This is a genomic window from Leisingera sp. SA32 (assembly GCF_056033425.1).
Genome location: NZ_JBVYHB010000009.1, coordinates 42,883 through 68,161, shown reverse-complemented (window position 1 = coordinate 68,161; position 25,279 = coordinate 42,883). Strand labels below are relative to the sequence as shown.

At 65.0% G+C, this 25,279-nt stretch carries 26 protein-coding genes; 6 read left to right on the top strand and 20 right to left on the bottom strand.

The features are described from left to right. Together phnH and phnG are read right to left on the bottom strand one after the other, a co-directional pair. Positions 1-585: a phosphonate C-P lyase system protein PhnH gene (phnH, locus tag AC0IPL_RS13925; RefSeq protein ID WP_474275135.1), complete on the bottom strand. Its 585-nt coding sequence runs from the start codon at positions 583-585 to the stop codon at positions 1-3. Continuing rightward, the gene (gene phnG, locus AC0IPL_RS13920) at positions 585-1,037 is read right to left on the bottom strand and encodes a phosphonate C-P lyase system protein PhnG (RefSeq protein ID WP_474275134.1); all 453 of its coding nucleotides are present in this window, start codon (positions 1,035-1,037) and stop codon (positions 585-587) included. The genes phnH and phnG overlap by 1 nt, the downstream gene beginning before the upstream one ends. Before the next feature lie 107 nt (positions 1,038-1,144). On the opposite strand from phnG, the gene phnF reads away from it, so the two are divergent. Continuing rightward, a complete protein-coding gene (phnF, locus tag AC0IPL_RS13915) occupies positions 1,145-1,858 on the top strand; it encodes a phosphonate metabolism transcriptional regulator PhnF (RefSeq protein WP_474275132.1) in 714 nt (237 codons plus the stop codon). An 88-nt stretch (positions 1,859-1,946) separates the two neighbouring features. On the opposite strand, the gene AC0IPL_RS13910 is transcribed toward phnF, so the two are convergent. From AC0IPL_RS13910 to AC0IPL_RS13900, 3 genes are read right to left on the bottom strand one after another with little or no spacing between them, the layout of a single operon-like run. Then, complete coding sequence (locus AC0IPL_RS13910; protein ID WP_474275130.1) at positions 1,947-2,750, bottom strand: ABC transporter substrate-binding protein; 804 nt, start codon at positions 2,748-2,750, stop codon at positions 1,947-1,949. Next, positions 2,747-3,457, bottom strand: coding sequence for an ATP-binding cassette domain-containing protein (locus AC0IPL_RS13905; RefSeq protein ID WP_474275128.1), 711 nt, complete (start codon positions 3,455-3,457; stop codon positions 2,747-2,749). Before AC0IPL_RS13905 ends, AC0IPL_RS13910 begins: the two co-directional genes overlap by 4 nt. Beyond that, positions 3,457-4,161, bottom strand: coding sequence for an ABC transporter permease (locus AC0IPL_RS13900; RefSeq protein WP_474275127.1), 705 nt, complete (start codon positions 4,159-4,161; stop codon positions 3,457-3,459). The genes AC0IPL_RS13905 and AC0IPL_RS13900 overlap by 1 nt, the downstream gene beginning before the upstream one ends. 286 nt (positions 4,162-4,447) lie before the next feature. Here AC0IPL_RS13900 and nadA point away from each other — a divergent pair, with 286 nt between their 5' ends. Genes nadA through nadC form a run of 3 tightly spaced genes read left to right on the top strand, consistent with a single transcriptional unit; the run spans position 4,448 to position 7,926 of the window. Continuing rightward, positions 4,448-5,500 (top strand): quinolinate synthase NadA, encoded by a 1,053-nt coding sequence (gene nadA, locus AC0IPL_RS13895; RefSeq protein ID WP_474275126.1) that lies wholly within the window; start codon positions 4,448-4,450, stop codon positions 5,498-5,500. A gap of 3 nt (positions 5,501-5,503) precedes the next feature. Then, a complete protein-coding gene (locus AC0IPL_RS13890) occupies positions 5,504-7,075 on the top strand; it encodes an L-aspartate oxidase (RefSeq protein WP_474275125.1) in 1,572 nt (523 codons plus the stop codon). Continuing rightward, complete coding sequence (gene nadC / locus AC0IPL_RS13885; protein ID WP_474275123.1) at positions 7,072-7,926, top strand: carboxylating nicotinate-nucleotide diphosphorylase; 855 nt, start codon at positions 7,072-7,074, stop codon at positions 7,924-7,926. Before AC0IPL_RS13890 ends, nadC begins: the two co-directional genes overlap by 4 nt. 37 nt (positions 7,927-7,963) lie before the next feature. On the opposite strand, the gene AC0IPL_RS13880 is transcribed toward nadC, so the two are convergent. From AC0IPL_RS13880 to AC0IPL_RS13830, 11 genes are all read right to left on the bottom strand, one after another. Continuing rightward, positions 7,964-9,430 carry a hypothetical protein gene (locus AC0IPL_RS13880; RefSeq protein ID WP_474275121.1) on the bottom strand — a complete coding sequence of 489 codons (1,467 nt, stop codon included), beginning with the start codon at positions 9,428-9,430 and terminating at the stop codon, positions 7,964-7,966. Then, the gene (locus AC0IPL_RS13875) at positions 9,427-10,191 is read right to left on the bottom strand and encodes a methyltransferase domain-containing protein (RefSeq protein ID WP_474275120.1); all 765 of its coding nucleotides are present in this window, start codon (positions 10,189-10,191) and stop codon (positions 9,427-9,429) included. The genes AC0IPL_RS13880 and AC0IPL_RS13875 overlap by 4 nt, the downstream gene beginning before the upstream one ends. A 17-nt stretch (positions 10,192-10,208) precedes the next feature. Beyond that, positions 10,209-10,589 carry a GtrA family protein gene (locus AC0IPL_RS13870; protein ID WP_474275295.1) on the bottom strand — a complete coding sequence of 127 codons (381 nt, stop codon included), beginning with the start codon at positions 10,587-10,589 and terminating at the stop codon, positions 10,209-10,211. A gap of 2 nt (positions 10,590-10,591) precedes the next feature. Further along, the gene (locus tag AC0IPL_RS13865) at positions 10,592-11,569 is read right to left on the bottom strand and encodes a glycosyltransferase family 2 protein (RefSeq protein ID WP_474275119.1); all 978 of its coding nucleotides are present in this window, start codon (positions 11,567-11,569) and stop codon (positions 10,592-10,594) included. Between the two features lie 230 nt (positions 11,570-11,799). Continuing rightward, the gene (locus AC0IPL_RS13860; RefSeq protein ID WP_474275118.1) at positions 11,800-13,788 is read right to left on the bottom strand and encodes a CocE/NonD family hydrolase; all 1,989 of its coding nucleotides are present in this window, start codon (positions 13,786-13,788) and stop codon (positions 11,800-11,802) included. 57 nt (positions 13,789-13,845) lie between these two features. After that, entirely contained in the window at positions 13,846-14,949 is a 1,104-nt protein-coding gene (locus tag AC0IPL_RS13855) for a CaiB/BaiF CoA transferase family protein (RefSeq protein ID WP_474275117.1), read from the bottom strand. A 101-nt stretch (positions 14,950-15,050) separates the two neighbouring features. Next, entirely contained in the window at positions 15,051-16,604 is a 1,554-nt protein-coding gene (locus AC0IPL_RS13850; RefSeq protein WP_474275116.1) for a polyamine aminopropyltransferase, read from the bottom strand. Beyond that, on the bottom strand, positions 16,601-16,825 hold the full coding sequence (locus tag AC0IPL_RS13845) for a DUF350 domain-containing protein (RefSeq protein WP_474275115.1): 225 nt from the start codon (positions 16,823-16,825) through the stop codon (positions 16,601-16,603). The genes AC0IPL_RS13850 and AC0IPL_RS13845 overlap by 4 nt, the downstream gene beginning before the upstream one ends. A gap of 13 nt (positions 16,826-16,838) precedes the next feature. Further along, complete coding sequence (locus tag AC0IPL_RS13840) at positions 16,839-16,997, bottom strand: hypothetical protein (protein ID WP_474275113.1); 159 nt, start codon at positions 16,995-16,997, stop codon at positions 16,839-16,841. A gap of 3 nt (positions 16,998-17,000) precedes the next feature. Further along, complete coding sequence (locus AC0IPL_RS13835) at positions 17,001-18,314, bottom strand: DUF4178 domain-containing protein (protein ID WP_474275112.1); 1,314 nt, start codon at positions 18,312-18,314, stop codon at positions 17,001-17,003. Next, on the bottom strand, positions 18,311-18,856 hold the full coding sequence (locus AC0IPL_RS13830) for a DUF4178 domain-containing protein (RefSeq protein WP_474275111.1): 546 nt from the start codon (positions 18,854-18,856) through the stop codon (positions 18,311-18,313). The genes AC0IPL_RS13835 and AC0IPL_RS13830 overlap by 4 nt, the downstream gene beginning before the upstream one ends. Before the next feature lie 257 nt (positions 18,857-19,113). Here AC0IPL_RS13830 and AC0IPL_RS13825 point away from each other — a divergent pair, with 257 nt between their 5' ends. Continuing rightward, on the top strand, positions 19,114-19,776 hold the full coding sequence (locus AC0IPL_RS13825; RefSeq protein WP_474275110.1) for a DsbA family oxidoreductase: 663 nt from the start codon (positions 19,114-19,116) through the stop codon (positions 19,774-19,776). Positions 19,777-19,832: 56 nt separating this feature from the next. Here AC0IPL_RS13825 and AC0IPL_RS13820 read toward each other — a convergent pair whose 3' ends face one another. Continuing rightward, positions 19,833-21,161 (bottom strand): aspartate aminotransferase family protein, encoded by a 1,329-nt coding sequence (locus AC0IPL_RS13820; RefSeq protein ID WP_474275108.1) that lies wholly within the window; start codon positions 21,159-21,161, stop codon positions 19,833-19,835. Then, positions 21,158-21,940: a 3-keto-5-aminohexanoate cleavage protein gene (locus tag AC0IPL_RS13815; RefSeq protein ID WP_474275107.1), complete on the bottom strand. Its 783-nt coding sequence runs from the start codon at positions 21,938-21,940 to the stop codon at positions 21,158-21,160. The genes AC0IPL_RS13820 and AC0IPL_RS13815 overlap by 4 nt, the downstream gene beginning before the upstream one ends. A 258-nt stretch (positions 21,941-22,198) precedes the next feature. Here AC0IPL_RS13815 and AC0IPL_RS13810 point away from each other — a divergent pair, with 258 nt between their 5' ends. After that, complete coding sequence (locus AC0IPL_RS13810; RefSeq protein ID WP_474275106.1) at positions 22,199-23,596, top strand: aminotransferase family protein; 1,398 nt, start codon at positions 22,199-22,201, stop codon at positions 23,594-23,596. 299 nt (positions 23,597-23,895) lie between these two features. Here the strand turns inward: AC0IPL_RS13810 and AC0IPL_RS13805 are convergent, their stop codons facing one another. Both AC0IPL_RS13805 and AC0IPL_RS13800 read right to left on the bottom strand, forming a co-directional pair. Next, positions 23,896-24,927: a permease gene (locus AC0IPL_RS13805; protein WP_474275105.1), complete on the bottom strand. Its 1,032-nt coding sequence runs from the start codon at positions 24,925-24,927 to the stop codon at positions 23,896-23,898. After that, a complete protein-coding gene (locus tag AC0IPL_RS13800) occupies positions 24,920-25,231 on the bottom strand; it encodes an ArsR/SmtB family transcription factor (RefSeq protein ID WP_474275104.1) in 312 nt (103 codons plus the stop codon). The genes AC0IPL_RS13805 and AC0IPL_RS13800 overlap by 8 nt, the downstream gene beginning before the upstream one ends. Positions 25,232-25,279: the final 48 nt, after the last annotated feature.

The window sequence follows — 25,279 nt, the reverse complement described above, 5'->3', positions numbered from 1 at the left end:
TTAATCCTCGGCGCTGATCTGGGTGGAACGCGGCAGGGCCGCGACGGACCCGGCGCAGGTGAAAAAGAAATCAACACCCAGCGGATAGAGCAGCGCATTGCGCTGGAATGCGTCCAGTTCGGGCAGCGCAAGATGGGCGCTGTCCTTGATCCCCGGCCCCTGCAACTGCGCATTGGGCGCATCCAGACTGGGCATCTCAACGATCAGCGTGGCCGAGCGGTCGGGGTATTCCGCGGTGCCGATGCGAAAACGCTCCAGCGGCATTAGGGCCACCCAGCCCCCGAGGGCAAAATCTGCCTGTTCGGCCGCCACAACCGGCGCGCCGGTGTGAAAGGTCAGCCAGCCGCGCAGGTCTTCGCTGTCCACATCCGGTGCCAGATAGACGCCGGTTTCCGGGTCGCACAGTGTCAGCAGCAAGCAGCCGGCCGCGGGCGAGATACCGGCAGGCGGGGTCGCACCGCTGATCCGCTGGATCTTGCCAGGGCGTGCCATGGCATTCATGGCGGCGCGAAAACCATGCGCCGAGTCCACCGGCGGATTGGCAAAACCACCGCCATAGACCGTGTTTCGGGTCTGTGCCTGCATCAGTCCTCTCCTCGGACCATGGTGTAAAATTCGACCTTGGTGGCCGCGGCCTTGGCGGCGCGGGCCTCCTTCAGGGCCACGCGCTCTGCGGCCAGCGGTGTCAGAACAGCGGCGCGCAGGTCGTCCGCCGCACCGGTCTGCATCAGCGCGTCGATCTTGGCGACGATTTCGGCCTTGGCCTTGCTGCGCCCCTGCACATAGCCATGGCCCGCAGTGCCATCCGCCAGCACCAGCGCGCAGCGGGTGACCGTCATCTCGCCGAGGTTGAACGGCGCGCCGCTGCCGCCCATCCGGCCGCGCACCATCACGCCACCCGCCTCCGGGGGGCGCAGCCACTCGCAGGCCGGATCGGCGCCGTAGCCCTGCCACAGCTCAGCGAGCCGGGCCTCGTCTGCACTGGCCAGAAGGCTCATCCAGCCTTTGCGGTCCTGTGCGGAAATTTTCGTGTTCATCTGTCTAAGCCTCTTGGCCGGGTTGTCTACTTCAACTATACAACTAGACAAATACTAGCCGAGCCTCCCGCAGCGGCGCAATCTGAGTCTTGTGAAAGTTCCGTGACATGGCCCGCACCCCGGTTTGGAAATCCATTGCCATCGCCCTGACAGACGACATTGCGCAGGGGCGCTATGACACCGGCGCCAAGTTGCCTGCCGAGGCGCAACTGTCGGCGCGCTTTGGGGTCAACCGCCACACGGTGCGCCGGGCGCTGGCTGAGATGGCCGCGCAGGGCCTGGTGCATGCGCGCCGTGGGGCCGGGGTGTTCGTGGCCGCGCGGCCCACCGATTACCCGATTGGCAAACGGGTGCGCTTTCACCAGAACCTGGCGCGGGAGGGACGCACCCCGGCCAAGGAGGTGCTGATGCTGGAAACCCGCGCCGCAGGTGTGCGCGAGGCCGAGGCGCTGGGGCTGGCACCCGGCGATCCGGTGCATGTCTATGACGGGCTGTCACTGGCCGATGGCCAGCCAGTGGCGCTGGCCCAGGCGGTGTTTCCGGCGGAACACCTGCCCGACCTCTGCGCGGCGCTGCGCGAGGAGACCTCTATCACCGCGGCGTTGAAACGCTGCGGTGTGGCGGATTACACCCGACTGGAAACCCGCATCACCGCTAAGCTGGCCACCGCCACCCAAGCGCTGCATCTGCGCATCAGCGAGGGCGCGCCGATCCTGCGCACCACCTCAATCAGCGTCGACAGTGCGGGCACACCGGTGGAGTTCGGGCGGACCTGGTTTGCCGGCGACCGGGTCACCCTGACCGTCGGCGGCGAGGATTGAAGCGGCGCGGATTGAGGCGGCGCGGATGGACACCGGCGCCAAAAAGCCCCCGCCGAATGGCGGGGGCTGCGTTCTGCCAGGGCAGAGCTTACTGCTCGGCGTTGAAAACAAACAGGGTTTCACCGTTGATCTGGTAGCCGTCGATGAGCGTCTTTGCCTTGTCGGAGACCAGCCAGATCTCCAGTTGCATCGCAAGATCGTGCTTCACATGGGGGTGTTTTTCCGGGTTCACCGGCAGGTAGGCATACTGATTGAACAGCACCGGATCGCCTGCAAACAGCAGCGCCAAATTCCCCTTGTTGCCAAAGTTCAGCCAGCTCGCACGGTCCGACATGATATAGGCATCCATGCCAGCGGCGGTGTTCAGTGCTGCACCCATCCCGGCCCCGACGGCGCGATACCAGTCGCCGAAACCATCAGGCGTCTGCCCGGCTGCGGACCACAGGCTCAGCTCTTTTTTGTGGGTGCCGCTGTCGTCGCCGCGGCTGACAAAGGCAGCCTTGGCGTCCGCAATGTTTTGCAGGGCGGCGGCGGCATTGGCGGCATCCGCGGCGCCCGCAGGATCTGCCTTGGGGCCAATAAAGACAAAATCATTATACATGATCTCGCGCCGGTGGGTGCCGTTTCCGCCCGCCAGAAACTTTTCCTCGGCGGCTTTGGAATGCACCAGAATCGCATCCACATCACCCGCTTCGCCCAGCCGGATCGCCTGTCCGGTGCCCACCACCAGCAGCTGTACGTCCAGACCGAGGTCCGCCTTGATTTCCGGCAGCAGGATCTCAGCCAGGCCCGAGTTGTGGAAGGAGGTGGTGACCGCCATCTTCATCTCTTCAGCCAGCGCGGCCGAGGCCATTGCCAGCGAGACAACCGCACTCATAATCAGCTGTTTCATTCTACAATATCTCCGTTCAGAAATGCGCGCGCTTGCGCGGTTTGCGGCCCGGCAAAAAAATCACCTGCCGGGCCGAATTCGTGAATGCGCCCGCCAAGGACAAAGATCACCTCATCCGCCAGCCGCCGTGCCTGCCCCATGTTGTGGGTCGACATGATTAGCCGGGTGCCGGAGGCGGCGGCGCGGGTCAGGATCTCCTCGATCTCGCGGGTGGCGCGGCCGTCCAGCGCGGCACAGGGTTCATCCAGGAACAGCACCTGCGGTTCGCGCACCAAGGCGCGGGCCAGCGCCAGTTTCTGCCGCTCTCCGCCCGACAGATTGGTAGCCTGCCGCTCCGGAATGTCGCCCAACCCCACCCGCGCGGCCCAATCGGCGGCGCGGGCGCGGGCGTCGCGGCGGGCCATGCCCGTCAAGCGCAGCGGATAGGCAATGTTCTCGATCACCGTGCGGCGCATCATCACCGGGGTCTGGAACACGAAGGCCTGATGCTTCTGCGCCTCCGCCAGCGGGCAGGCCCAGTCGAGGCTGCCGTCCCGCATCCGCACGATGCCGTGCAACATCTTCAGCAGCGTGGTCTTGCCCGCACCGTTGGGGCCGATCACGATGGCGCTGCCTTGGCCGCCCAGCGTCAGATCCACCGGCCCGACCAGCAGCTTGCCCCGGCGGCGCACGCAGGCGCCCTGGACCACAAGAGGGAACATCTGCATCACCAGCGACCCTCGCTCTCAGTCCGGCCCAGCCAGTGGATTGCAAGGTTCACCGCCACCGCCAGCGCGATCAACACAAAGCCCAGCCCCAGCGCCATCGCAAATTCGCCCTTGCCCGTCTCCAACGCGATCGCCGTGGTCAGCACCCGCGTCGCATGGTCGATGTTGCCGCCCACCACCATGATTGCGCCGACTTCGCCGATGGCGCGGCCAAAGCCCGCCAGCGCCGCCGTCAGCAGCGCCCGCCGCCCATCCCACAGCAGCGCCTTGATGCGTTGGAACTGGGTGGCGTTCATCGAAATGAGCAAATCGTGGTAATCGCTCCACAGCTCACGCAGGGACTGATGCGCGACAGAGGCCACCAAGGGGACCACGATGATAACCTGCGCAACAATCATCGCCGTCGGGGTGAACAGCAGGCCAAAGACGCCAAACGGTCCGGCCCGTGACAGGAAAACATAGACCACCAGCCCCACCACCACCGGCGGCAGCCCCATCAACGCGTTCAGCACCGCAATCGTGGCGCGGCGCAGCCGGAACCGGCGCACCGCCAGAAAGGCCGCCAGCGGCAGCGCGATGGCACAGGCGATGACCAGGGCCGTCAACGTCACCCGCAGCGACCGCAGGGTGATCTCCACCAGATCCGCATCCAGCGTCACCAGCAGCCAGAAAGCCTGGCCCAGTCCTGCCCACAAATCACCCATCGCGCCCGGTCTTGCCCCTGCGGTCCCAATTTCTGCCGCATCTATCACGGCCTGAGCCTGTTCCAACCACAGGACGGGACATTCGGGTAGCAAAAAACGGCACTCCGGCTGTCCCTGCGTCACTTTCCCGGACCCCGGCGGGCGGGCGCGGCCTCCTATCGGCTCCCAACGTGCCAAATCACCGCATTTGGTGCCTAATTCTGGCCACTGCGCTTGCGTGCGGCATGCGAACATGAAACAAACCGCGGCCAAAGTGCCCCCCCGGACGCAATCTTGAGGATACGCCATGTTCGACCTGCAATCCATGCGGGATCAGCTCGCCACCCACTACGATCTGGCCCCCAATCCGGCGCTGGCCGAGAAGATGGCCGATGTCTATGCGCGGATGGACCGGGTGGTGAACCCGATCGAATGGGCCACCCATGCGCCCTATGTCGCCGCGATCCTGGAGCTGAAGAAACAGCGCAACGCAGTGGTTCTGGCGCACAATTACATGACGCCAGAGATCTACCACGGAATTTCCGACGTGGTGGGTGACAGCCTGCAACTGGCGATCGAGGCGACCCAGGTCGAGGCTGACGTGATCGTGCAATGCGGCGTGCATTTCATGGCCGAGACCTCCAAGATCCTGAGCCCGGAAAAGACCGTGCTGATCCCCGATATGGAGGCCGGCTGCTCGCTGGCTGAAAGCATTACTGCCGAAGGTGTGGAAGAGATGCGCCGCCGCTATCCCGGCGCGCCGGTGGTGACTTATGTGAACACCACCGCCGAGGTGAAGGCGGCGTCGGACATCTGCTGCACGTCGTCGAACGCGGCGCAGATCGTGGCCGCGATGGAAGAAGACACCATCATCATGACCCCGGACCAGTATCTGGCGCAGAACATCGCCAAGCTGGTGCCGGAAAAGACCATCGTCTGGTGGGAAGGCTCCTGCATCGTGCATGAGCAATACACCGCCAGCGACCTGCGTGATTTCCGCGAGTGGAATCCCGGCACCCGTCTGATCGCGCATCCCGAATGCCCGCCCGACGTGGTGGCCGAGGCCGACTTCTCCGGCTCGACCAGCGGCATCGTGAAATACGTGACCGATGAAAAGCCGGAGAAAGCGCTACTGATCACCGAGTGTTCGATGGCGTCCAACATCGCGGACCAGCTGCCCGAGGTCGAATTCGTCGGCCCCTGCAACATGTGCCCCTACATGAAAAAGATCACGCTGGAAAAGATCCTGTGGTCGCTGCACACAATGACAGAGCCGGTCGAGGTGGACCCGGCGGTGGCCGAGAAAGCCCGCATCGCGGTGCAGCGAATGATCGACCTCAGCCGCAAACTGGGCATCTGACGGGTGCTGGACACCGGCCGCATCGTCATTGTGGGCGCCGGGCTGGGCGCACTTTATGCCGCCCTTGAACTGGCGCCGCGGCCGGTGCTGGTTATCTCGCCCGAACCGCTGGGCCAGGGCGCCAGCTCCGCCTGGGCGCAAGGCGGCGTCGCCGCCGCGATGGCGCAGCCGGACAGCCCCGAGGCCCATGCCGCCGACACCCAAAAGGCAGGCGCCGGGACGGTCGATGCGAGGGTCGCGGCGATGGTGACCCGCCTGGCCCGCGATCATATACTGGACCTGACGGAGCTGGGCACACCGTTCGATCGCGACGCGGCGGGCAACTACGTGATGAACCACGAGGCTGCCCATTCCGCCGCCCGCGTGGTGCGGGTCAAGGGCGACCAGGCCGGTCACCGGATCATGGAGGCGCTGATTGCTGCGGTGCGGGCCGCCGATACGGTGCAGGTGCTGGAAAACACCCAGGCCGTCCGGCTGGAGACCGACGCGCGCGGCGTCAGCGGTGTCTGGATCAGCCGTGCAGATGCCCCCTCTGCTCCGGTGCTGATCCGCACACCAGCAGTGCTGCTGGCCGGGGGCGGCTCCGGCGGGCTTTATGCCCACACCACCAACCCGCCCCGCATTCGCGGCCAGGTGATCGGGCTTGCCGCCCGTGCCGGGGCGCGGTTGGCGGACCCCGAATTCGTGCAGTTCCACCCCACCGCCTTTGACATCGGCGAGGATCCAGCACCCCTGGCAACCGAGGCGCTGCGCGGCGAAGGGGCCGTGTTGATAAACGCCGATGGCACGCGATTCATGCTGCAAGTTCACCCGGACGCCGAGCTGGCCCCGCGCGACATCGTCGCCCGCGCCATCTTTGCCGAAACGCAGGCCGGTCGCCGCCCCATGCTCGACACCCGTGCGACACTGGGTGCAGACGTCCTGAACCGATTTCCCACCGTGGCACAGACTTGCGCCCGCGCGGGCATTGACCCGGTGGCCGAGCCTATCCCGGTAGCTGTTGCCGCCCATTACCACATGGGCGGCGTTGAGGCCGACATGCAGGGGCGCACCACGCTCGCCAACCTCTGGGTATGTGGCGAGGCCTCCTCAACCGGGCTGCACGGGGCCAACCGTCTGGCCTCCAACGGGCTGCTGGAGGCGCTGGTCTATGCCCGCACCGCCGCGCAGGACATCGCAGACCAACTGGGCGGGATTGCAACCGCAGACCGCCCCCTGCCCGAGGTGACACCGCAATTTCCCGATGGTGGCCAGCCGATGGACGCCGCGGCCGTGGCAGACCTGCGCACGACAATGACCGATCTGGTTGGTGTCCGCCGCCACGGCACCGGATTGCGCCGGGCGCTGGCCACCCTCGCGCGGCTGGAGGCCGAACAGGCCGGCGACGAAAACTTCGTTAACATGTGCGGCACCGCAACCCTGATTGCCGCCGCTGCGCTGGCCCGCGAGGAAAGCCGCGGCGGCCACTTTCGCGACGACTTCCCCGACGCCGATCCGGCCCAGGCCCAGCGCACCCGCATTACACTGACCGAAGCCCTGGCAATCCGCGCTCGGGCGCAAGAGGACCAACAATGACCCACCCGTTTGCCAGCCTGCCTGACCTGATCCTGGAACCCATGGTGCGCGCCGCGCTGATGGAAGACCTTGGCCAGAACGGCGATGTGACCACCCGCGCCGTGATCCCCGCCAGCGCCACCTACCAGGCGCGGCTGAACGCGCGCGATGCGGGTGTGGTCTCCGGCATGCAGATCGCCCGCATCGCCTTTCACCTGATTGATGCCGGGCTGAAGGTGGAGACCTTTCTGAACGACGGCAGCCCCTGCGCCCAAGGCGATACGCTGATGACCATCGAAGGCTCCGCCGCCGCGATCCTGTCCGCGGAGCGGGTGGCGCTGAACTTCGCAGGTCGGCTGACCGGCATCGCCACCCTGACCGCCGGTTTCGTGGCCCAGACCGCGGGGACCGCCACCCGCATCACCTGCACTCGGAAAACCACACCGGGGCTGCGCATTGCGGAAAAGCAGGCTGTGCTGCACGGCGGTGGCTTCAACCACCGCTTTGGCTTGTCGGATGCGATCCTGATCAAGGACAACCACATAGCCGCCGCAGGCGGTGTCGAGGCTGTGTTGACCGCCGCCAAGGCCAGCGCCAGCCACATGATGAGAGTGGAAATCGAGGTCGACACCCTGGACCAGCTGGAACAGGTGATCGCCACTGGTGGCGCCGATGTGGTGCTGCTGGACAATATGGACACGGCGACATTGGCACAGGCAGTAGACATGGCCCGTGGCCATCTGGTGACCGAGGCCTCTGGCAACATGACGCTGGAGAGAATCGCCGAAGTCGCGGCCACCGGGGTGGACTACATTTCCTCCGGTGCGCTGACCCATTCCGCGCGCACCCTCGACCTCGGCCTTGATTTCTGACAGCAGGCCCGCCGGAACACGCCGCGGGCCGAATGGCCTATTGCGATGGCTCAGCGGCGGGCAGTTTGGCATCGCGCAGGGCAACCGGCGACAGCATCAGCACCGTTCCGCCGTCGATCTGGCGCACCGCAAAGGCGCTGCTGCCATCCTGCAACCCGGCGCGCAGTGCATTCGGAAGGTGCGCGCAGTCCTGCGGCTGGCTTTCGCACATCACGATGGGGCGGCCGGTCAGGTGGTGCAGCCGGAAGATCACCGACTGGTCCTTTTGCAGGTCCGACTTGCGCGCCGCCTCCAGCGACAGATAGGTGCCGGTTACATAGACCGGTCCCGGCCCTGCGCCCAGTGCAGCCGCCATCACGCGGCTGACACGATGCCAGTCGGAGACGAAATACTGCGTCATCCCGGCAAAGACCACCGACAGCGCCGTCACCGTGAACAACAGGTTCCGGCTGAGCCGCGCGCGCCCCGCGCCCTGTAGCGAGAGCGCAAACAGGCCCAGGAACACGGCCCCGTACAACCACAGAAACCCGCCCGAGCGCACCGGCATATCAATGCCGCTGCGGATCACCTGCAAGCAGATCAGCCCCAGCCCCAGCGCCGCACCGCTGAGCATGTACAGCCCGCGCCACATGTCCCGGCGCAGCACCGTCCAGACGGCAACCACAAGCAACCCGAACTGGAACAGCGCCAGCGCCGCGTTGTTGTAGGCCCCTTTCAAAACCAACGCGGCCGGATACCCCAGCGCCAGCTTGCCATTCGCCAGCGCCGAGGCGAGATCGGTGACCGGCCTGGGATTGCGCCAGTCTGCCATCGGGACGCCGAACACCCCGTGGGCAGCATAGTTCAGCGCATAGATCGCCAGCATACCCAGCGCGAAACTGGCGACAAACAGCCCCAGCAGCCCGGCCAGGTCGCGGAGCGATCTGGCGGTATCCGCCCGCGTCAGGTGCAGCGCCAGGATCAGGAACGGATAGGTGGTATAGGCCATCAGCGACACCGGCACGAACAGCAGCATCAGCCAGCGGCAGCGCTGCGCGCTCAGCCGGGTGGTAAGCCAAGCATAAAGGGCAACGATCGCCAAGCCGAGCAGCAACGTGTTGAACCACAGCGAGATCAGCACCCAAGGCAGGGCAAGCCCGGCAATCAGTGCCACCATCACCCGCTGCCAGATCGCCGCGTCGCGCCCCAGGGCCATGTGGACCAGGCACCCCAGATAGACAGCCCACAACAGCTGGTAGGCCAGATAATTCAGCCAGGCCGGTGTCACCACGCCGCGAAGGTGCCACAGGTAGTTGACCCAGCGCCCTTCGGTCAGCGTCTTGGTGTAGAACAGCGAGGGATCCGCCAGCAGGGCCGGGTAATCGTCATGTCGCAGCATCGGATCCGGCAGCTGGAACGCCGCCGTCAGCAGGAGCACCACAAAGATCGCCGCCACCGTGACCAGCAACCGCGAGGTGCCTTGTGACCGGGCCACAGCAACCGTTTCCGCAGCGGTCAGGCTCACAGGCCCGCCTCTTGCTGGCGCTGCGCCTGGCGCGCCAGCACCGTCGCGCGCATCTGGGCGATCCGCGTGACCATGCCGCGCGGCATCAGCGACACGACGCCGCGTCGCATCCGCCAGCCCAGGCTGCCCGCCAGCGGCACCGGCTGCCCGGCAGGAACTTCCGTTGCCAGAACCTCCTGCGGCAGGCCCGCGCGGCCCGCAGCGTTGACGTAGAGCACCGTGTTGTAGCAATACCAGGGCTCCAGCCCCTCCATGTGCTTTAGATGCGGGCGGGCAAAATCATAGGCGCTGTAGCCGCGCTCGGCGAACAGCTGTTGCCAGAAGGACAGAGGTTTTTCATTGATGTGACATTCGCCCCCCTGCCCCGGCACCGCGGCTGAGAACAGCACCCGGTCTGCATGGCGCGTCAGGCTCTCCACCAGCGTGGCCGAAGCGACCTCGGGCAGGTGCTCCCCCACTTCCAGGCTTTGGGCCAGATCGAATTTGCGCCCCAGGTCAAAGGGTTTGGTCAGATCGGCCGCATGAAAACTGTCACGCGGGATCGACAGCCTTGTGCGGTCGACATAATCGCCGTCAACCCCTGCGACGTCGGTCACCCCCGCCTTTAGCCATTCCCCCAGCCAGACACCGCGGCCGCTGCCGAGATCAAGCACGCTTTGCGCCCGCAGGCGGGGCTGCACAACCGAGATCATCGCCTGCGCCGAACTGCGCGCGCCGCGGTCGATATAGTCGTAGAAGGCATTGGAATAGATGTGGGACATGGTGTCTCCGTTCTGTTTCAACCGGCCACGGAATAGACCCAGAGGCGAAAGATGACATAATTCTGTACGGGCAGCAGGACCGCGACCACCGCAGCCGAGAGCCAGCCAGCCCAGCCCAACGCAGGGCCAAGCACGCCGGTCACCAGGGCCGACACCAGAAGGCCCGCCGCAATCGTGCAGGCGAACCGCCGCATCTGATCGGGCAGCCCCAGCGGGCGGCGGAAGGTCCAGCTGGTTTGCAGCACATATTGCACGATCACCGCCGCCAGAAAGGCGAGGACATTGGCGAGCAGCGGGGCCATCCCGGATGCAAGCAGCACCGTATATCCCAGCACATACAGCGCCGCGACGCTTCCCCCCACAGTGGCAAACCGCATCATCTGGCCAAGGTCCGACATGGTCACGAGGCTTCCTTGTGCAGCGTTGCAGGCGTGTCCTGCACCGCAGCGCACCGACCTTCTGTTCCGGTTTCCTCAGCCAGAAAATACATCGGCCTTTGCTTGCTCTCCATATAGAGGCGGCCGATGTATTCCCCCATGATGCCCAGCGTCAGCAGCTGGATGCCGGAGAAGAACGAAATTGCCAGCAGCATCGACGCCCAGCCCGGCGCCGTATTGTAGAGCACCAGCGACAGGAAGACATAGACCGCCATCAGGAAGGTCACATACAGGCTCAGGAAGGCGAGCCGGGTCGCCATTTTCAGCGGTTTGGTGGAAAACCCGGTCAGCGCGTCGGTGGCAAATCGCAGCATCGCCCGGAACGGGTATTTGGTGACCCCGGCCACCCGTGCATCGCGCACATACTCCAGGCCGATCTGCCTATAGCCCGCCCAGGCGAACATGCCGCGGATGAACCGCGCCCGTTCCGGCATCGCCAGCACCGCATCCAGCGCGCGGCGGCTGACCAGCCGGAAATCGCCGGTGTCCTTGGGAATGTCTACATCCGACAGAGTGTTGAGAAAGCGATAGAACAGATAGGCACTCGCCTTTTTGAACAGGGTCTCCCCCTGGCGTTCGGCGCGGCGGCCATAGACCACGTCATACCCGCGATCCATCATCATCATCATGTCGGGCAGGATTTCCGGCGGATCCTGAAGATCCGCATCCAGCATGAAGATCCGCGCGCCGCGTGCGGCTTCCAGCCCCGCCGTCAGGGCAACCTGATGGCCGCGATTTGCCGACAGCCGGATGCCACGCACCACCGGATAGCGCCGATGCGCCGCCTCGATCGCGGCCCAGGTTCCGTCACTGGAGCCGTCATCCGCCAGGATGATCTCGGCCCCGTCGGCCCATGGTTCAATCGCCTGCACAAGCCGGTCGACCAGCATCGGCACCGACTCTTCTTCGTTGTAGCAGGGCACAACAACCGATAGCTGCACTGTGTCGCCCTCAATTCTGACTGTTAACCGTTCATTAACCACACTACTGACCGATCCGGCGCAGCAAGGGCAACGGCAGTTCACCAAGGCTTCACCTTGCAGCCAAATGGTTAAGGGCCTGTGTGCTTTGAGTAACGCACTATGTCAGAACCGTGACAAATGCTGAAAACTTGCCGAAAAGCTGCCGGGATTTCACCGTCATCCGCCACGATGTCCCGCCCGCGCCACGGCTACAGCAAACCGCGGGGAATCACCTCCTGCCACGTGCGCACCGCCACCTCATGCTGCTCCGGGCCTTCATAGGCGCGCACCCGTCGCCACAGGTAGAAATTCTCCTGGTCGCAGTGCATTCGGTTTTCCGTATCGATCGAGACCTGCCAGCCGTCTGCGCGCGAAAACGCGAAATTCCAGCTGCTGGCAAAGACAGCCGAGGCCGGATCATCCGGGTGAATTTCATAGTGCATCGTCACATGGCTGCCGACGCGGAGCCCGCTGGCCGGATCTTCTGCCAGGCCGTAATCGTCGAACGTGTCGAGCATCAGCGTGCCATCCACGCCGGTCGTGGTGTCAGACGTGCCGCCCGGCGCCCGCAACTGCCTGGCATCATAGGTCGGATAATCCCGCGGCGCGCCGGTGTTTTGTGGGGAGATTTCCTCGGTCACCTTCCGCTCTGGCAGCAGCAGGGCGCAGTCTTTCAGACGAAGTGTGACCTCTGCCGCCTGCGGCGCGGGCCAGACCACCGGCCAATAGGAGGTCGACAGGGCCAGCCGCAGCACATGACCTGCACGCAGATGATGGGCGCATTCGTTCAGTTCGATCTCAGCCTCATAGACCTCGCCCGGCACCAGCGGCGCGGGCGTCTCAAACCCGGTGCGGCAGCACAGGTTCAGCGGCCTGTAACTGATCCGCTGCGACACCCCGTCGGGTGAGACATCGCAAAGCCGCGCCACAAGTTGCGCCACGGCCCGGTCCACGGTGAAGGACACCTTCAGCCGCGGTCGCCCCAGCAGCTGCATCGGCTCTGTCAGCGGTGCGCTGTCGAAACAGGCCGACAGCGCGTCGTCGCCCGCCTGATCCCCAGCCAATTCGTTGTCAAACCGCATGCCCGGACAGAAATAGCCCGCGGCCTGCCCCAGGGTCGCCGGGTTCTGCACCGTGACGCTGCCGCTGGCGGGCTGATCCGACAGACCGCCCTGGCTGAGATACAAACGACGTTCCTGCACGTTCGGGGAGGGCCAGGCCGCCTCCGCCACCCAGCGTCCACGGCGCGGTTTGTTCTGCATTGAGGGGTTGAAATGCTCCTGCATGAAGGTGCGGTAGTCCGGCAACGCCTCGGCGCCGTTGTCCCGGCCTTTCAGCCATTTATCGAACCAACGCAGCACCTCGCCGTGGAAATCTGCCGGATCCAGCTTGGCGATATGGGCATAGCGGTGCTCCCAAGGGCCGATCAGCGCCTTGGCCGGAACGCGCAGGTTGGCGGCAATCGCAGGCGGCGCGTTCACATAGGCATCCGCCCAGCCGGTGATCGCCAGAACTGGTGCCTCGATCGCCGACCAGTCCTCGCAGATCGATCCGTGTTTCCAGAAATCGCCCCGTGTCTGCTGCCGCAGCCAATCGGCCGCCATGAAGGGCATGTCTTCGATCCGCCGGATCCAGTCCGCCCGCCAATCCGACCGCTGCGCCGGGTCCGCGGGCCGCGACTGATAGGCGAACATCTGACTGCCCCAATTGGCGTTGTCGCTCAGCAAACAGCCGCCCATGTAATGGATGTCATCGGCATAGCGGTCCACGGTGGAGGCGACGGAGACCACCGCCTTCAGCGCCTCCGGGCGGCGAAAGGCCAGTTGCAACCCGTTGAAGCCGCCCCAGCTGATGCCGATCATGCCGATATTGCCGTCGCACCAATCCTGCGCCGCGATCCAGGTCAGCACCGCCTCGCCGTCGGACAGCTCCTGCTCGGAATATTCATCGTCGAACACCCCCTCGCTGTCGCCGGTGCCCGCGATGTCCACCCGGATGCAGACATAGCCTTCAGCGGCGAAAACCGGATGGGTCGTGGCATCGCGCGGCGCGGTGCCATCCCCCTTGCGGTAGGGCAGGTATTCCAGGATCGCCGGATGCGGCCCGGCGCCCGCGGGCATCCAGGTTCGCGCCGCCAACCGCCGCCCGTCCGGCAGCGGGATCCAGTGTGTGTCGATCACGTCAAAGGCACCTGCCATGCCCGCCTCCTGTGTTGCGTTGCGCCGCAGCCGGGCGTTGGGCACGGCGGATCCGGATCAGTCTGGTAGTTTCGGCGCCGTCTTGTCCAGCGCCAGCTCTGCATCGGAGAATTTCCACGGCCCGCGCACCCCCGGCACCCCCTCCGGCGCGATCTGCATCTCGCGGTGGCGGACCTGCGGATCGTCGAAGGCCTGACCGATGGTGTTGATCGGCCCGGCAGGCACGGTGGCCGCCTCCAGCGCTGCCAGCAGCCCGGCCTGTGTCCACCCCGCCAGCGCCTGCGCCAGCAAAGCGGTCAGCGCCTCGCGGTTGCTGACCCGCAGCTGGTTGGTCTGGAAACGGGGATCGGCGGCCACGTGCGCCAGCTCCAGTACCTGACACAGCCGCTGGAACTGACCGTCGTTGCCCACCGCCAGGATCACATGGCCGTCCTGCACCGCCATCACCTGATAAGGCGCGATATTGGGGTGATCGTTGCCCAGCCGCGCCGGGCTGTTGCCAGTCGCCAGATAGTTCATCGCCTGATTGGCCAGCAGCGCAGTCGCGCAGTCCATCAGCGACATGTCCAGATGCTGCCCGCGCCCGGTCCGGTGGCGCTGCTCCACCGCGGCAAGGATGCCGATGCTGCCATATAGTCCGGTCACGATGTCGGTAATCGCAACGCCCACCTTCTGCGGCTGGCCATCGGGTTCCCCGGTGATCGACATCAGCCCCGACATGCCCTGAAGCAAAAAGTCATAGCCCGCCCGCGCCGCATAAGGCCCGTCCTGGCCAAACCCGGTGACAGAACAATAGATCAGCCGGGGGTTGATCTTGCTAAGGCTGTCGTAATCCAGCCCGTATTTTGCCAGTCCGCCGACCTTGAAGTTCTCGATCAGGATGTCGGCATCGCGGATCAGATCAATCACCGTCTGGCGGCCTTCCTCGGTGCGAAAATCGGCGGTGACGCAGGATTTGCCCCGGTTGGCGGCGTAAAAATAGGCCGCACTGCGGTCGCCGTCACGCTCGATGAAGGGCGGGCCCCATTTGCGGGTGTCGTCACCATCCGGGCTTTCGACCTTGATGACCTCGGCTCCAAGATCCGCCAGCGACTGGCCGATCCATGGACCCGCCAGGATGCGGGCGAGTTCGACCACCTTCAGACCTGCAAGCGGCGTCATGGGCATTCCTTCCTGTTGTCACGGCAGTTCATGCGTCTGGTGAATATCCGCCGCGGACCGCCCTGGCAAGATTTGATCAAATTTCACACTAGACCGAGGGGTCATTCGAACCACTGCTCCCAGCCGTCCTGATAATATCCCGCCAGCGCGTGGGACTGCAGCGTGTTGACCTCGGACGCGACCGGCCCGGTGTCCGTACCAAAGACCTGCGCCGCGCGCCAGACCTCGGGGGTGAGGTAGCGCAGCCCACTCGGGAAGGCCGGTGTGCGCGGCCGGAACTGCTGGGGCGAGGCCATCACGAAACCCCAGTCGCCGAAGCTGGGCACGTAGGCGTGATAGGGCCGCACTTGCAGACCCTCCGCCGCCACCGGATTGCGGGTTGCCTCCAGCGTACGCACCACCGACCAGAAGGCGCTGCGGGCAAACAAGGGTGATCCCGCCTGTGTGACCAGTACGCCATGCGCGGCCAGACGTTCCATCAGCGCACCATAGAACTGCCGAGTGTACAACTTGGACAACGCCAGGGTCTTGGGGTCGGGCAGATCGGCGATCACCACGTCAAAGACCTGATCGTTTCCCTCGACAAAGGCCCAGGCATCCATGTTGCGGATGCTCACCCGCGGATCAGCCAGCGCGCCGCCGTTCAGCGTCGACAGCTGCGAATGATCGCGGAACAGCTGTGTCACGCGCGGGTCCAGGTCGACCAGCGTGACGGCCTCCACCTGCGGCCAGCGCAGCACCTCGCGCAGCGCCATACCGTCGCCGCCGCCCAGGATCAGAACCTGTTTGCGGCGTGGCGCCTGCGCCATCGCCGGATGCACCAGGCTCTCGTGATAGCGGTGTTCGTCCAGCGTATCGAACTGGATCGAATGATCCAGAAACAACCGCACACGGTCCTTGTAGCGGGTGACGGTGATCTGCTGATAGAGCGTTGCCTCGGACAGGATGATGTCATCCTCGAACAGTTCCGCCTCCGCCGCGGAGACCAGGCGTTCGGACTGCCACAGACCCGCCAGCGTTGCCGCGAAAACCGCCGCCCAGACCAGCACCTGCGCGCGGCTGGCCTGCGCGCGGAACACCCACAGCGACAGCCCCGCAACACCGAGGTTCAGCGCACCAAAACTGAGGCTGGCGGACATCAGCCCCAGCCGCGGAATGACCAGCAGCGGAAAGGCAACCGAAGCCACCAGCGCGCCGAGGTAATCGACGCTCAGGACGTTCTCGAACCGGAATTCGGGCGCGCCGATCTGTTTCAGCACCCGCGCGATGAGCGGGATTTCCATACCGGACAGGGTCCCGACCAGGATCAGCAGCCCGTACAAAGGCAGCGACACGCTGTCGAGCCAGGCATAGGAGAAGAAAATCGCAGGCGCCATGAAGCCGCCCGCCATGCCCAGACAGATTTGCGCCCAGATAAAGCCGCCCATTGCGCCGCCAACAAACCGTGACAGCCAGGCGCCAAGCCCCATGGCCGACAGAAACACCCCGATCACCAGGGAGAACTGCCGTACGGAATCGCCCAGAAGGTAGCTCGACAGCGTCGCCGCGATCAGCTCATAGATTAGCCCCGAGACAGCTACCAGAAAGGTCGCCGCCAGCAGCCAGGCCTCGCGCAGGCGGACGCTGCTGCCGCTGTCCGGAGCCGGGCCGGTCATGACAGGATGACGGCCGCGATGATGATCGAAATGGACAGGAACAGAAAGCCGATCAGCACCGCCAGCGCGATGTTCTGGTCCTGCTCGATTTCCTTCATGATCGGGAACGGCGTCAGCCAGTCGATCACTTTCCAGATCACCCCCATCAGTGCGACGCCGATGAAGGTGTAGAAAATGGTGCTGATCAGTTCAGCGGCCTGGATGGCAGAGAAATATTCCATGGGGGTCCCCCGGTTACTTGACGTTGCCGTACACGATGCGCCCGCCGCTGGCGGCGCGGATGGATCTGTCCAGGTCGCGGCTCTCGCCGCCGTACCCCTGGTATGAGACATAGGCCGTCCCGGCGATGGAGATGGCGGACATCAGCAAAAAGATGAGGCGAAACAGGTTCATGGCTTAGTCCTCATCGCTCCAGTCGCTGCCGCGCCAGCGCGCTTTGCGGTGCAGCCAGGCCCGCAGAAAGCCCTGCCCGGACATGAGTGCAAACGCAAGCGCCAGAACGCCCATATACAGCCCGGAGGACAGCCCCGACTGCGCCGAGACCGTTAGCCTGTTCAGAGCTTGCCCTTTGGTGTTGCCGCCCTTCTGCGGGTAGCTGAGCGTGGGCCAATGACCGCTCTCCTCCACCTCGAGACTGAGCGTGTAGGTTCCGGCCATCCGCGGACGGAAGGCCAACTGGGCGCTGTTGTCGCCTTCTGTCCAGCGGCCATCGGAATCGCGGCCCTGATAATACTCGACCGTTCGCCCGGTTTGGAACACGGACTGGTCCTCCGGGTCGGTCAGTTCAACTCCGACATAGGCCCAGCTGTTGAAGGTGTCCCCCTTGAACTGAATGCGGGTCAGCTTACCCGCCTCGCGCACCTCCACCGGCAAATCCGTCGGCAGCGCGGATATGGTCAGCACAGTCGGCTCCAGCGCGGTATCCCCGGGCCGCCCCTGCATCCCCAGCCCGATGAGCACGCACAGAACGGCGCAGGCCGCCGACGCCCCTTTGAGGAAGCCGAAGTTCGCCCCGGCCTTGAAGGGCTGCAAGGGATGCACGCTCTGCGGCGCAAGCCCGGTCTTGATGCCAAAACCCGCCTTAACGTCCGCAACCGACAGATACTCGGACAGCCAGACCTCCCGCTCGCTGCCGGTCTGCGCAAAGCTCAGCATCGCGTCCTCTGCCAGCGCGGTGACCGTCACCGTCTTCTCACCCTTTTTAGGGGACCAGGTGAATTCGCCCTCGGCAAAGGTGATACGACTGGTGGACGTGTCGTAATAGTGGAACTTGCGCCCGCCGACATAGATCGTAGGCCGGTGTTCAGACCGCTCCACCCGATGCACCGACAGCCACTGTGCCCGCCGATAGCGGCGGGTGAAGACCAGATGCCCCTCCTCCAGCGTCAGCCAGGCATAGCCATGGGTCGGGGAGTAAAGCTGGTGGTCGATCCAGGTCCAGGTCCGCGCCCCCCAGCGCTCCTCGTGCTGAAGCGTGCCGATCACGGTGTAGTCCACCCCGGACAGCTGCCCCCGCATTCCGATGGAGAACGGGCTGTCCGGGCGGGCGATGTCGTTGAACCGACGCAGCGCACGGTAGTTGTCCTGGGCGTCCAGCTCAGAGCCGCAATAGGGGCAGATATGCACCGTCACCCGACCGCCACCCAGCACATCCAGTCCCGCCCCGCAGGAGGTGCAGTTGATTGCCTTCAGATCCGGGTGCAGACTCATGCCAGCACCTCGACCTCAAACGGGTCGAACCAATGGCCCAGATACCAGCCGTGGCTCTCGCCCTGGAATTCGCCCGACAACAAGCTGCCGTCATCCCCCAACAGGTTCACAAAGCGATAGCGTTCGCCGACCAGCAGGGCGTGGTCGAAACTGCCGCGCAGGGCGACGCATTCGGCGTCATCGGTTTCGGTCGCGGTAAAATTCAGGCCATCGTGGGCAACCGTGCTGCCCAGGTCCAAATAGCCGTCATAGCGTGGCCAGTCTCGCGCCGTCAGGCTGCGTTGCAGGACGATGTCGCCCTCGTCCACCGACACCCAGCAAGGTGCATCCTTGGCGTCCAGCGCCCAGAACTCATCCCAGAAGCCGCGACCATAAGAGAACCGCGCATGCCCCAGCAGGCGTAGCTGAACCCGCCCCAGCCGGATCCGATCCCCCAGGCCAAACAGCATTGGCGCATCGTGCATCACGCCCTGTTCGCCCGCCTGCCGCGCCTGCGCGTCCTCAAGATATAGGGTGCTGCCGCAGGCGGCACAGGTCATCATTCTGACCACCGGGGCGTCGGGGCAAACCGGGCTTGCGCAATTTGGGCACTGGATCTGCGTCATGCCATCCCAGTCCCCCAAGATGCGATACAATTCAAGCGGGAATGACCGGCCGTGCACCCATTTGCCACGACGGTGTAGCGGCCTTGCCCCTGCGCGGCGGGTCACGATCGCGTCAGGCCAGTTGCACCCCCGCGCGCGGCCCCCACATATGGGCGCATGCTGTCAAAGCCCCCCGACCCAAAGGCAACAAATACATGACCGATACCGCCAGCCCGCGCCGTTTGCGCGTTGACATCATCTCTGACGTGGTCTGCCCATGGTGCGCCGTCGGCCATGGCCAGCTGGCCCGCGCCGCCCGCCGGACCGGTGTGGCGCTGGACATCCACTGGCAGCCGTTTGAGCTGAACCCGGACATGGTGCCGGAGGGCGAAAACCTGCGCGAGCATATCGCCGCCAAATACGGTAGCACGGCCGAGCAGTCCGCGCAGATCCGCAGCCAGCTGACCGAACTCGGCACGGCGCTGGGGTTCGAGTTCCGCTTTGCCGATGACATGCGGATATACAACACCTTTCAGGCCCATCAGCTGATTGAATGGGCGGACACGCAGGGCAAGGGCCATGACATGAAACTGGCGCTGCTGCGGGCCTATTTTAGCGAGGGTCAGAATGTCTCTGACCCGAAGGTTCTGGCCGCCACCGCTGCGGGCGTCGGCCTGGACAAGGCCGCGGCGCAGCAGGCGCTGGACAGCGGCGAACACGCAGACACCGTGCGTCAGCGGCAGGCCTTCTGGACCCGTCAGGGCATCCGCGGCGTGCCTGCCATGGTGTTCGAGGGCTGTCACCTGGTGACCGGCGCGCAAGGTGTGGAGAACTACACCGCCATTCTGGAACAGCTGACCGCATCCCAAGCCGACTAACGCACCTGGCCAGGCCTCGAGGCAGGCCTCAGCCTGCCTCCGCCACGCGCGGCACCTCAGCCTTTCGGCAGGCTCTGTGCCAAGGCCAGGTCCAGCTTGTCCACGACCTCGGCAATCTGGTCCTCGGTTATGATGAAGGGCGGCGCCAGCAGGATGTGGTCGCCACTCTGACCATCGCGCGTTCCCGCCATCGGATAGCAGATCAGCCCGGCCTGAAACGCCGCCTTCTTGATCTTTGCCGCCACCCCCAGCGCCGGGTCAAACGGCGCCTTGCTTGCGCGGTAGGCGACCAGCTCTACCCCGCGAAACAGCCCACGACCGCGGATGTCACCCACATTGGGGTGCCCGCCGAACCGCTCCACCAGCGCCGCTTGCAACTTGTCGCCCATCTCGGCACTGCGCTGCACCAGACCCCGCTCCAGCAAGGCAGTCACCACGGCCCGCCCCGCCGCCGTGGCGACCGGGTGGCCAATATAGGTGTGACCGTGCTGGAAGAAACCGGACCCCTGAACGACCGCCTGATAGATCTGCCGACTGCACAGCATCGCGCCGATCGGCTGATAGCCGGCCCCGAGCCCCTTGGCGATGCACAGAATATCGGGCGCCACCCCGTCCGCCTCGCAGGCAAACAGATGGCCCGTGCGCCCCATGCCGCACATCACCTCGTCCAGAATCAAGAGCACGCCGTACTTGTCGCAGATCTCGCGAATGCGTTTGAAATAGCCCGCAATGGCCGGCACCGCGCCACTGGTAGCCCCAACCACCGGTTCCGCCATGAAGGCCATCACCGTTTCAGGCCCAAGGCGCAGGATCTCCGCCTCCAGCTCATCTGCCACCCGCTGGCCGTAGTCGTGGCTGCTTTCCCCTTCGGCACGGTCAACGTACTCGTAACAGGGCGCGATGTGGGACACACCGATCAGCAGCGGGTCAAACTGCTGCCGCCGCCAGGCGTTGCCGCCCGCCGCAAGCGCGCCCAGCGTATTGCCGTGGTAGCTTTGCCGCCGCGCGATCAAGTGGCGGCGCTGCGGTTCGCCACGCTCCAGATGGTACTGCCGCGCCAGCTTGATCGCCGCCTCGGTCGCCTCGGACCCGCCAGAGACAAAGTAGACCCGATCCAGATCCCCCGGCGCATTGGCCACCAGCAGATCCGCCAGCGCCTCTGCGGGTTCAGAGGTCATGAAACCGGTATGCGCAAAGGCCAGCTGGCCGACCTGGTCCTGCACCGCCCGGATCACTTCGGCGTCGGAATGGCCCAGACAGGACACGGCCGCTCCGCCGGAGCCGTCAAAGTAACGTTTGCCATCCGCATCGATCAGGTAACAGCCGTCCCCTGCGACAGCCGTGGGCAGATCCGATTTGGTGTGGCGTGGAAAGACATGGCTCATGATCGGCACTCCTTCAACCTATGGCCCTGGGCCTGTGCTGCCTGGACGAAAGCGACGACCGAGGCGGCATTGTCCGCCAGCAGCGCGCCCTCGGGTGTTTCGATGTTATTCTCAAATCCGATTCGCGCATCCCCACCTGCCGCGATGGCCGCCAGCAGGCACGCCCGTTCATGGCGACCAAAGGCGCACACGGCCCAGTTTAGGTCCAGATCCACCGCGCCGTTTTGGAACTCAGAGAGCGCCTCCGGCCGGGCAAGACCTGGCGGCTGGTAGCTGCCAAGCACGAAGATCGCGTCCCGCATATGTCCCGGCACGGTGCCGTCGCGGTACCAGGCCCGCAACCGGGACACGCAGGCAGGACCATACAGGATGTGCTGCACCCGCGTCCCCGCCTCGGCACACATCGCATAGGCGCGGGCTGCCAGAGTCGGCTCGCGCGCCATTTCCCGCACGGAAACCGAAGCCGCCGCCGGGCGCAGCGACTCCAGGCAGGCCAGCTGATCGGCCACGCCATAGATCCCCGCGCTTTCGGTGGTGACCTGGATCGCCAGCCCCGGCGCGGCCTCGGCCACGGCGGCCATGGCCGAGCGGTAGCGCCCGGCATCCAGTGAATGCCGCCCCTCATCGTCGCGCACATGCAGATGCAGCGCCTGCGCACCTGCGGCCCGACAGGCCGCCGCCGTTTCCGCCATCTGCTGTTCCGTGATCGGCAGCTGCGAATGGTCGCTGCGCTGCCGCCGCGCCCCGTTCGGGGCCACCATCAGTTCATAATCCGCCACGAGTGCTCTCCGCTGCTTGCCTCTGCGCACAGACCGCACAGGCTCAGCGCAGACTGGCAGAACGGGACAGACGCTCTCAAGTCGCCAACTTCGGAACATATGTTCTTTTCTTAGTTTTGGCTTCAAACCGCCTGCGCTGGACCTAAACAAGCGCTGTCACTGGACCTAACGAAACCCGCGATTTTGCCGTTTGTGTTACAGTAAGAGAGCTGCCCCATCGGGCGCCCAGTTTCACCTTCAACGCCGAAAGGACATGTCATGGACGGCACGTTCAACGAAAACGATCTCTCCCGCGTGGTGGAGGCCGACAAGGCCCACATCTGGCACCACCTGCTCCAGCACAAGGCGCTGGAAACCACCGACCCCCGCATCATCGTCGAGGGTAAGGGCATGCGCGTCTGGGATCAGAACGGCAAGGAGTTCCTTGACGCGGTATCTGGCGGGGTGTGGACCGTGAATGTCGGCTATGGCCGCGAAAGCGTGTGCAAGGCGGTCTACGACCAGCTGATGAAACTGTGCTATTTCGCCCAGTCCGCAGGCTCCATCCCCGGCTCGCTGTTTGCAGAGAAACTGATCGAGAAAATGCCCGGCATGAGCCGCGTCTATTACACCAACTCCGGCTCCGAGGCGAACGAGAAGGCCTTCAAGATGGTGCGCCAGATCGCGCACAAGAAATATGGCGGCAAAAAAACGAAGATCCTGTACCGCGACCGCGACTACCACGGCTCCACCCTGGCGGCGATGTCGGCGGGCGGCCAGGATGAACGCAACGCGCAATACGGCCCCTTTGCACCGGATTTCGTGCGGGTGCCCCATTGCATGGAATACCGCAAGCATGAGCTGGGGCTCGATCATCTGTCCGGCGCCGACTTCGGCCGCGCGGCCGCAGATGCGATCGAAGAGGTCATCCTGCGCGAAGGCCCGGAAACCGTCGGCGCCCTGTGCCTTGAGCCGGTAACCGCAGGCGGCGGCGTGATCGAGGCGCCCGAAGGCTACTGGGAGCGCGTGCAAGAGATCTGCAAGAAGTATGACATTCTGCTGCACATCGACGAGGTCGTCTGCGGCGTTGGCCGCACCGGCACCTGGTTTGGCTATCAGCAGTATGGCATCCAACCGGATTTCGTGACCATGGCCAAGGGCGTCGCCTCGGGTTATGCGGCGATTGCCTGCATGGTCACCACCGAGGAGGTCTTTGACATGTTCAAGGACGACGCCGGGGATCCGCTGAACTACTTCCGCGACATTTCCACCTTTGGCGGCTGCACCGCCGGTCCCGCCGCGGCGCTGGAAAACATGCGCATCATCGAGGATGAGAATCTGTTGGAAAACTGCACCGCCATGGGTGAGCGGATGATGACCAACCTGCGCGCCCTGATGGACAAGCATCAGGTGATCGGCGACGTGCGCGGCAAGGGGCTGTTCCTTGGCGCCGAACTGGTTAAGGACCGCGAAACCAAGGAGCCGGTGGACGAGAAGCTGGCCCAGCAGGTGGTCGCCGAATGCGGCGCGCAAGGGGTCATCATCGGTGTCACCAATCGCTCTGTACCGGGCAAGAACAACACCCTGTGCTTCAGCCCCGCGCTGATCGCCACCGCGGACGACATCGACCAAATCTGCGCCGCGGTGGACAACGCCCTGACCAAGGTTTTCGGCTGACACTCCTCCCTGTCGGACGACCAAACTGCGCCCCGGACCGCTCCGGGGCGTTTTTTTTCATGCGGCCCCAGGTCTGCGCGGGTCAAGGAGGCCGCAAGGCCCCGCCGTCAGGCGGCTTGTCCTTGACGCGCAACTTTCACCTCAAAATCAACAGCGGCACTTGAGGGGCAGATCTGCCCCTCAGGGCCTTCTCAGCGAAATCTTCCGGCGCCGCGCGTCAGCGCGGCGCCGGACCCAACGGGTGCGGGGCAATTTTCAATTGTCCCGGCACCGGGCGGGAGCCGCCCCTTCGCGGTTGGTCAGACCAGCTGGAACAGGATGCCCGACAGCACCGCGCCGCTGATCCCCAACCCCAGATAGGTTGCAAAAACCCGCGGTTTCACCAGCGACCAGACCGCCGCCATCGCCGGGATCGAGCTGACCGCCCCTGCCACCATGAAGGCCATCGCCGCACCCGCGCTCATCCCCTGCTCCATCAGCCCCGCCAGCAGGGGCGGCGCCACGTAGGAGTTCAGATAGGCCGGCATCCCCACAAGGGCCGCAATCGCAATCGGCAACACGCCCTCGCCGCCGACCAGTCCGGCGATCAGGTCTGCAGGCACATAATGCACCAGCAGCGCCTCCAGCACATAGGCCAGCGCCAGCCATTTCAGCAAAAACAGCCCATTGGCGGCAAACTCCCGGCGAAACACCGTCCGGCGCTCGGCCTCTTGCCAGAACCGCCAGCGGGGTCGGCCATCCAACTTTGGGGCGCCGCAGCCGCAGCAGCTGCTGGCCGCCTGCTGCCTCAGCGGACTGGAGAACGCGCCTTGCCCCTGCAACGCCTTGACGGCAAAGCCGCCCAGCAAACCCAGCGACACCGCCGCCACGGCCTTGCCGATGGCAAAGGGCCAGCCCAGCGCGCCTGCGGTAATCAGCAGCGTCGGCGGATCGATCAGCGGCGAGGACAGCCAGAACGCCATCACCGCCGACAACGGCGCACCCAGCGCCAGCAGCCCGGCAATAAAGGGGATCACTTCGCAGGAGCAGAAAGGCGCCAGCCCGCCAAACAACGCCGCCAGCAGGATCATCCGCGTCTCCCGCCCTTGAAAGGCGCGCGCCACCATGACCTCGGCCCCCGTCGCCTTGAGATAGGCCAGCAGCAGCACCGCAAACAGGATGTAGCGCGCAGTGCTCAGCAGGGCTGCGGCGGCAAATTCCACCACCGGGCCAAAATTGCCAGGATCCAGCAGTGCCACCGCCACCAGCAGGGCCGCGGCCATGGCCCACGGTGTCTTCAGCCAACGCGTCAAGGAGGTCCCGCGGCGGGGGGATTGTGTCAGCTCAGCCATCGTTCGCCGCCTTTGCGCCCGCATCTGCGCAACATTCGCTGAGAATGAACCCCGCCAGTGCCTCCAACCGAGCGAAATCAGCCCGGCTGATCGTGGCGCGGCCTTGGCGCTGCTGCGCAACCACGCCCGCACCGGCAAGGAATTTCAGATGATGCGCCAGGGTCGAGGGCGCTATCCCAGTGCGTTCCTGGATGTCGCCCACGGTCAGCCCGGCCTCGCCCGCACGGATCAGGCAGCGCAGCACGTGCAGCCGCGCCTCTGACCCCATCGCCGCAAACCCCTGCGCGGCTTCTTCCCATTGCATGATGTGTACTCCGGTTGATTCGATAAAACTAGTTTTATAGGCATAAAT

What these genes read in the sequence shown, in the direction of transcription:
- nadA (WP_474275126.1), top strand. Translation starts at nt 4,448, where the DNA reads ATGTTCGACCTGCAATCCATGCGGGATCAGCTCGCCACCCACTACGAT.
- AC0IPL_RS13840 (WP_474275113.1), bottom strand. Translation starts at nt 16,997, where the DNA reads ATGAACCTGTTTCGCCTCATCTTTTTGCTGATGTCCGCCATCTCCATC.
- AC0IPL_RS13870 (WP_474275295.1), bottom strand. Translation starts at nt 10,589, where the DNA reads ATGTCGGACCTTGGCCAGATGATGCGGTTTGCCACTGTGGGGGGAAGC.
- AC0IPL_RS13875 (WP_474275120.1), bottom strand. Translation starts at nt 10,191, where the DNA reads ATGTCCCACATCTATTCCAATGCCTTCTACGACTATATCGACCGCGGC.
- AC0IPL_RS13830 (WP_474275111.1), bottom strand. Translation starts at nt 18,856, where the DNA reads ATGATGACCTGTGCCGCCTGCGGCAGCACCCTATATCTTGAGGACGCG.
- AC0IPL_RS13820 (WP_474275108.1), bottom strand. Translation starts at nt 21,161, where the DNA reads ATGAGCCATGTCTTTCCACGCCACACCAAATCGGATCTGCCCACGGCT.
- phnF (WP_474275132.1), top strand. Translation starts at nt 1,145, where the DNA reads ATGGCCCGCACCCCGGTTTGGAAATCCATTGCCATCGCCCTGACAGAC.
- phnH (WP_474275135.1), bottom strand. Translation starts at nt 585, where the DNA reads ATGCAGGCACAGACCCGAAACACGGTCTATGGCGGTGGTTTTGCCAAT.
- AC0IPL_RS13835 (WP_474275112.1), bottom strand. Translation starts at nt 18,314, where the DNA reads ATGAGTCTGCACCCGGATCTGAAGGCAATCAACTGCACCTCCTGCGGG.
- nadC (WP_474275123.1), top strand. Translation starts at nt 7,072, where the DNA reads ATGACCCACCCGTTTGCCAGCCTGCCTGACCTGATCCTGGAACCCATG.
- AC0IPL_RS13810 (WP_474275106.1), top strand. Translation starts at nt 22,199, where the DNA reads ATGGACGGCACGTTCAACGAAAACGATCTCTCCCGCGTGGTGGAGGCC.
- AC0IPL_RS13905 (WP_474275128.1), bottom strand. Translation starts at nt 3,457, where the DNA reads ATGCAGATGTTCCCTCTTGTGGTCCAGGGCGCCTGCGTGCGCCGCCGG.
- AC0IPL_RS13805 (WP_474275105.1), bottom strand. Translation starts at nt 24,927, where the DNA reads ATGGCTGAGCTGACACAATCCCCCCGCCGCGGGACCTCCTTGACGCGT.
- AC0IPL_RS13860 (WP_474275118.1), bottom strand. Translation starts at nt 13,788, where the DNA reads ATGGCAGGTGCCTTTGACGTGATCGACACACACTGGATCCCGCTGCCG.
- AC0IPL_RS13850 (WP_474275116.1), bottom strand. Translation starts at nt 16,604, where the DNA reads ATGACCGGCCCGGCTCCGGACAGCGGCAGCAGCGTCCGCCTGCGCGAG.
- phnG (WP_474275134.1), bottom strand. Translation starts at nt 1,037, where the DNA reads ATGAACACGAAAATTTCCGCACAGGACCGCAAAGGCTGGATGAGCCTT.
- AC0IPL_RS13910 (WP_474275130.1), bottom strand. Translation starts at nt 2,750, where the DNA reads ATGAAACAGCTGATTATGAGTGCGGTTGTCTCGCTGGCAATGGCCTCG.
- AC0IPL_RS13855 (WP_474275117.1), bottom strand. Translation starts at nt 14,949, where the DNA reads ATGACGCCGCTTGCAGGTCTGAAGGTGGTCGAACTCGCCCGCATCCTG.
- AC0IPL_RS13800 (WP_474275104.1), bottom strand. Translation starts at nt 25,231, where the DNA reads ATGCAATGGGAAGAAGCCGCGCAGGGGTTTGCGGCGATGGGGTCAGAG.
- AC0IPL_RS13825 (WP_474275110.1), top strand. Translation starts at nt 19,114, where the DNA reads ATGACCGATACCGCCAGCCCGCGCCGTTTGCGCGTTGACATCATCTCT.
- AC0IPL_RS13900 (WP_474275127.1), bottom strand. Translation starts at nt 4,161, where the DNA reads ATGGGTGATTTGTGGGCAGGACTGGGCCAGGCTTTCTGGCTGCTGGTG.
- AC0IPL_RS13845 (WP_474275115.1), bottom strand. Translation starts at nt 16,825, where the DNA reads ATGGAATATTTCTCTGCCATCCAGGCCGCTGAACTGATCAGCACCATT.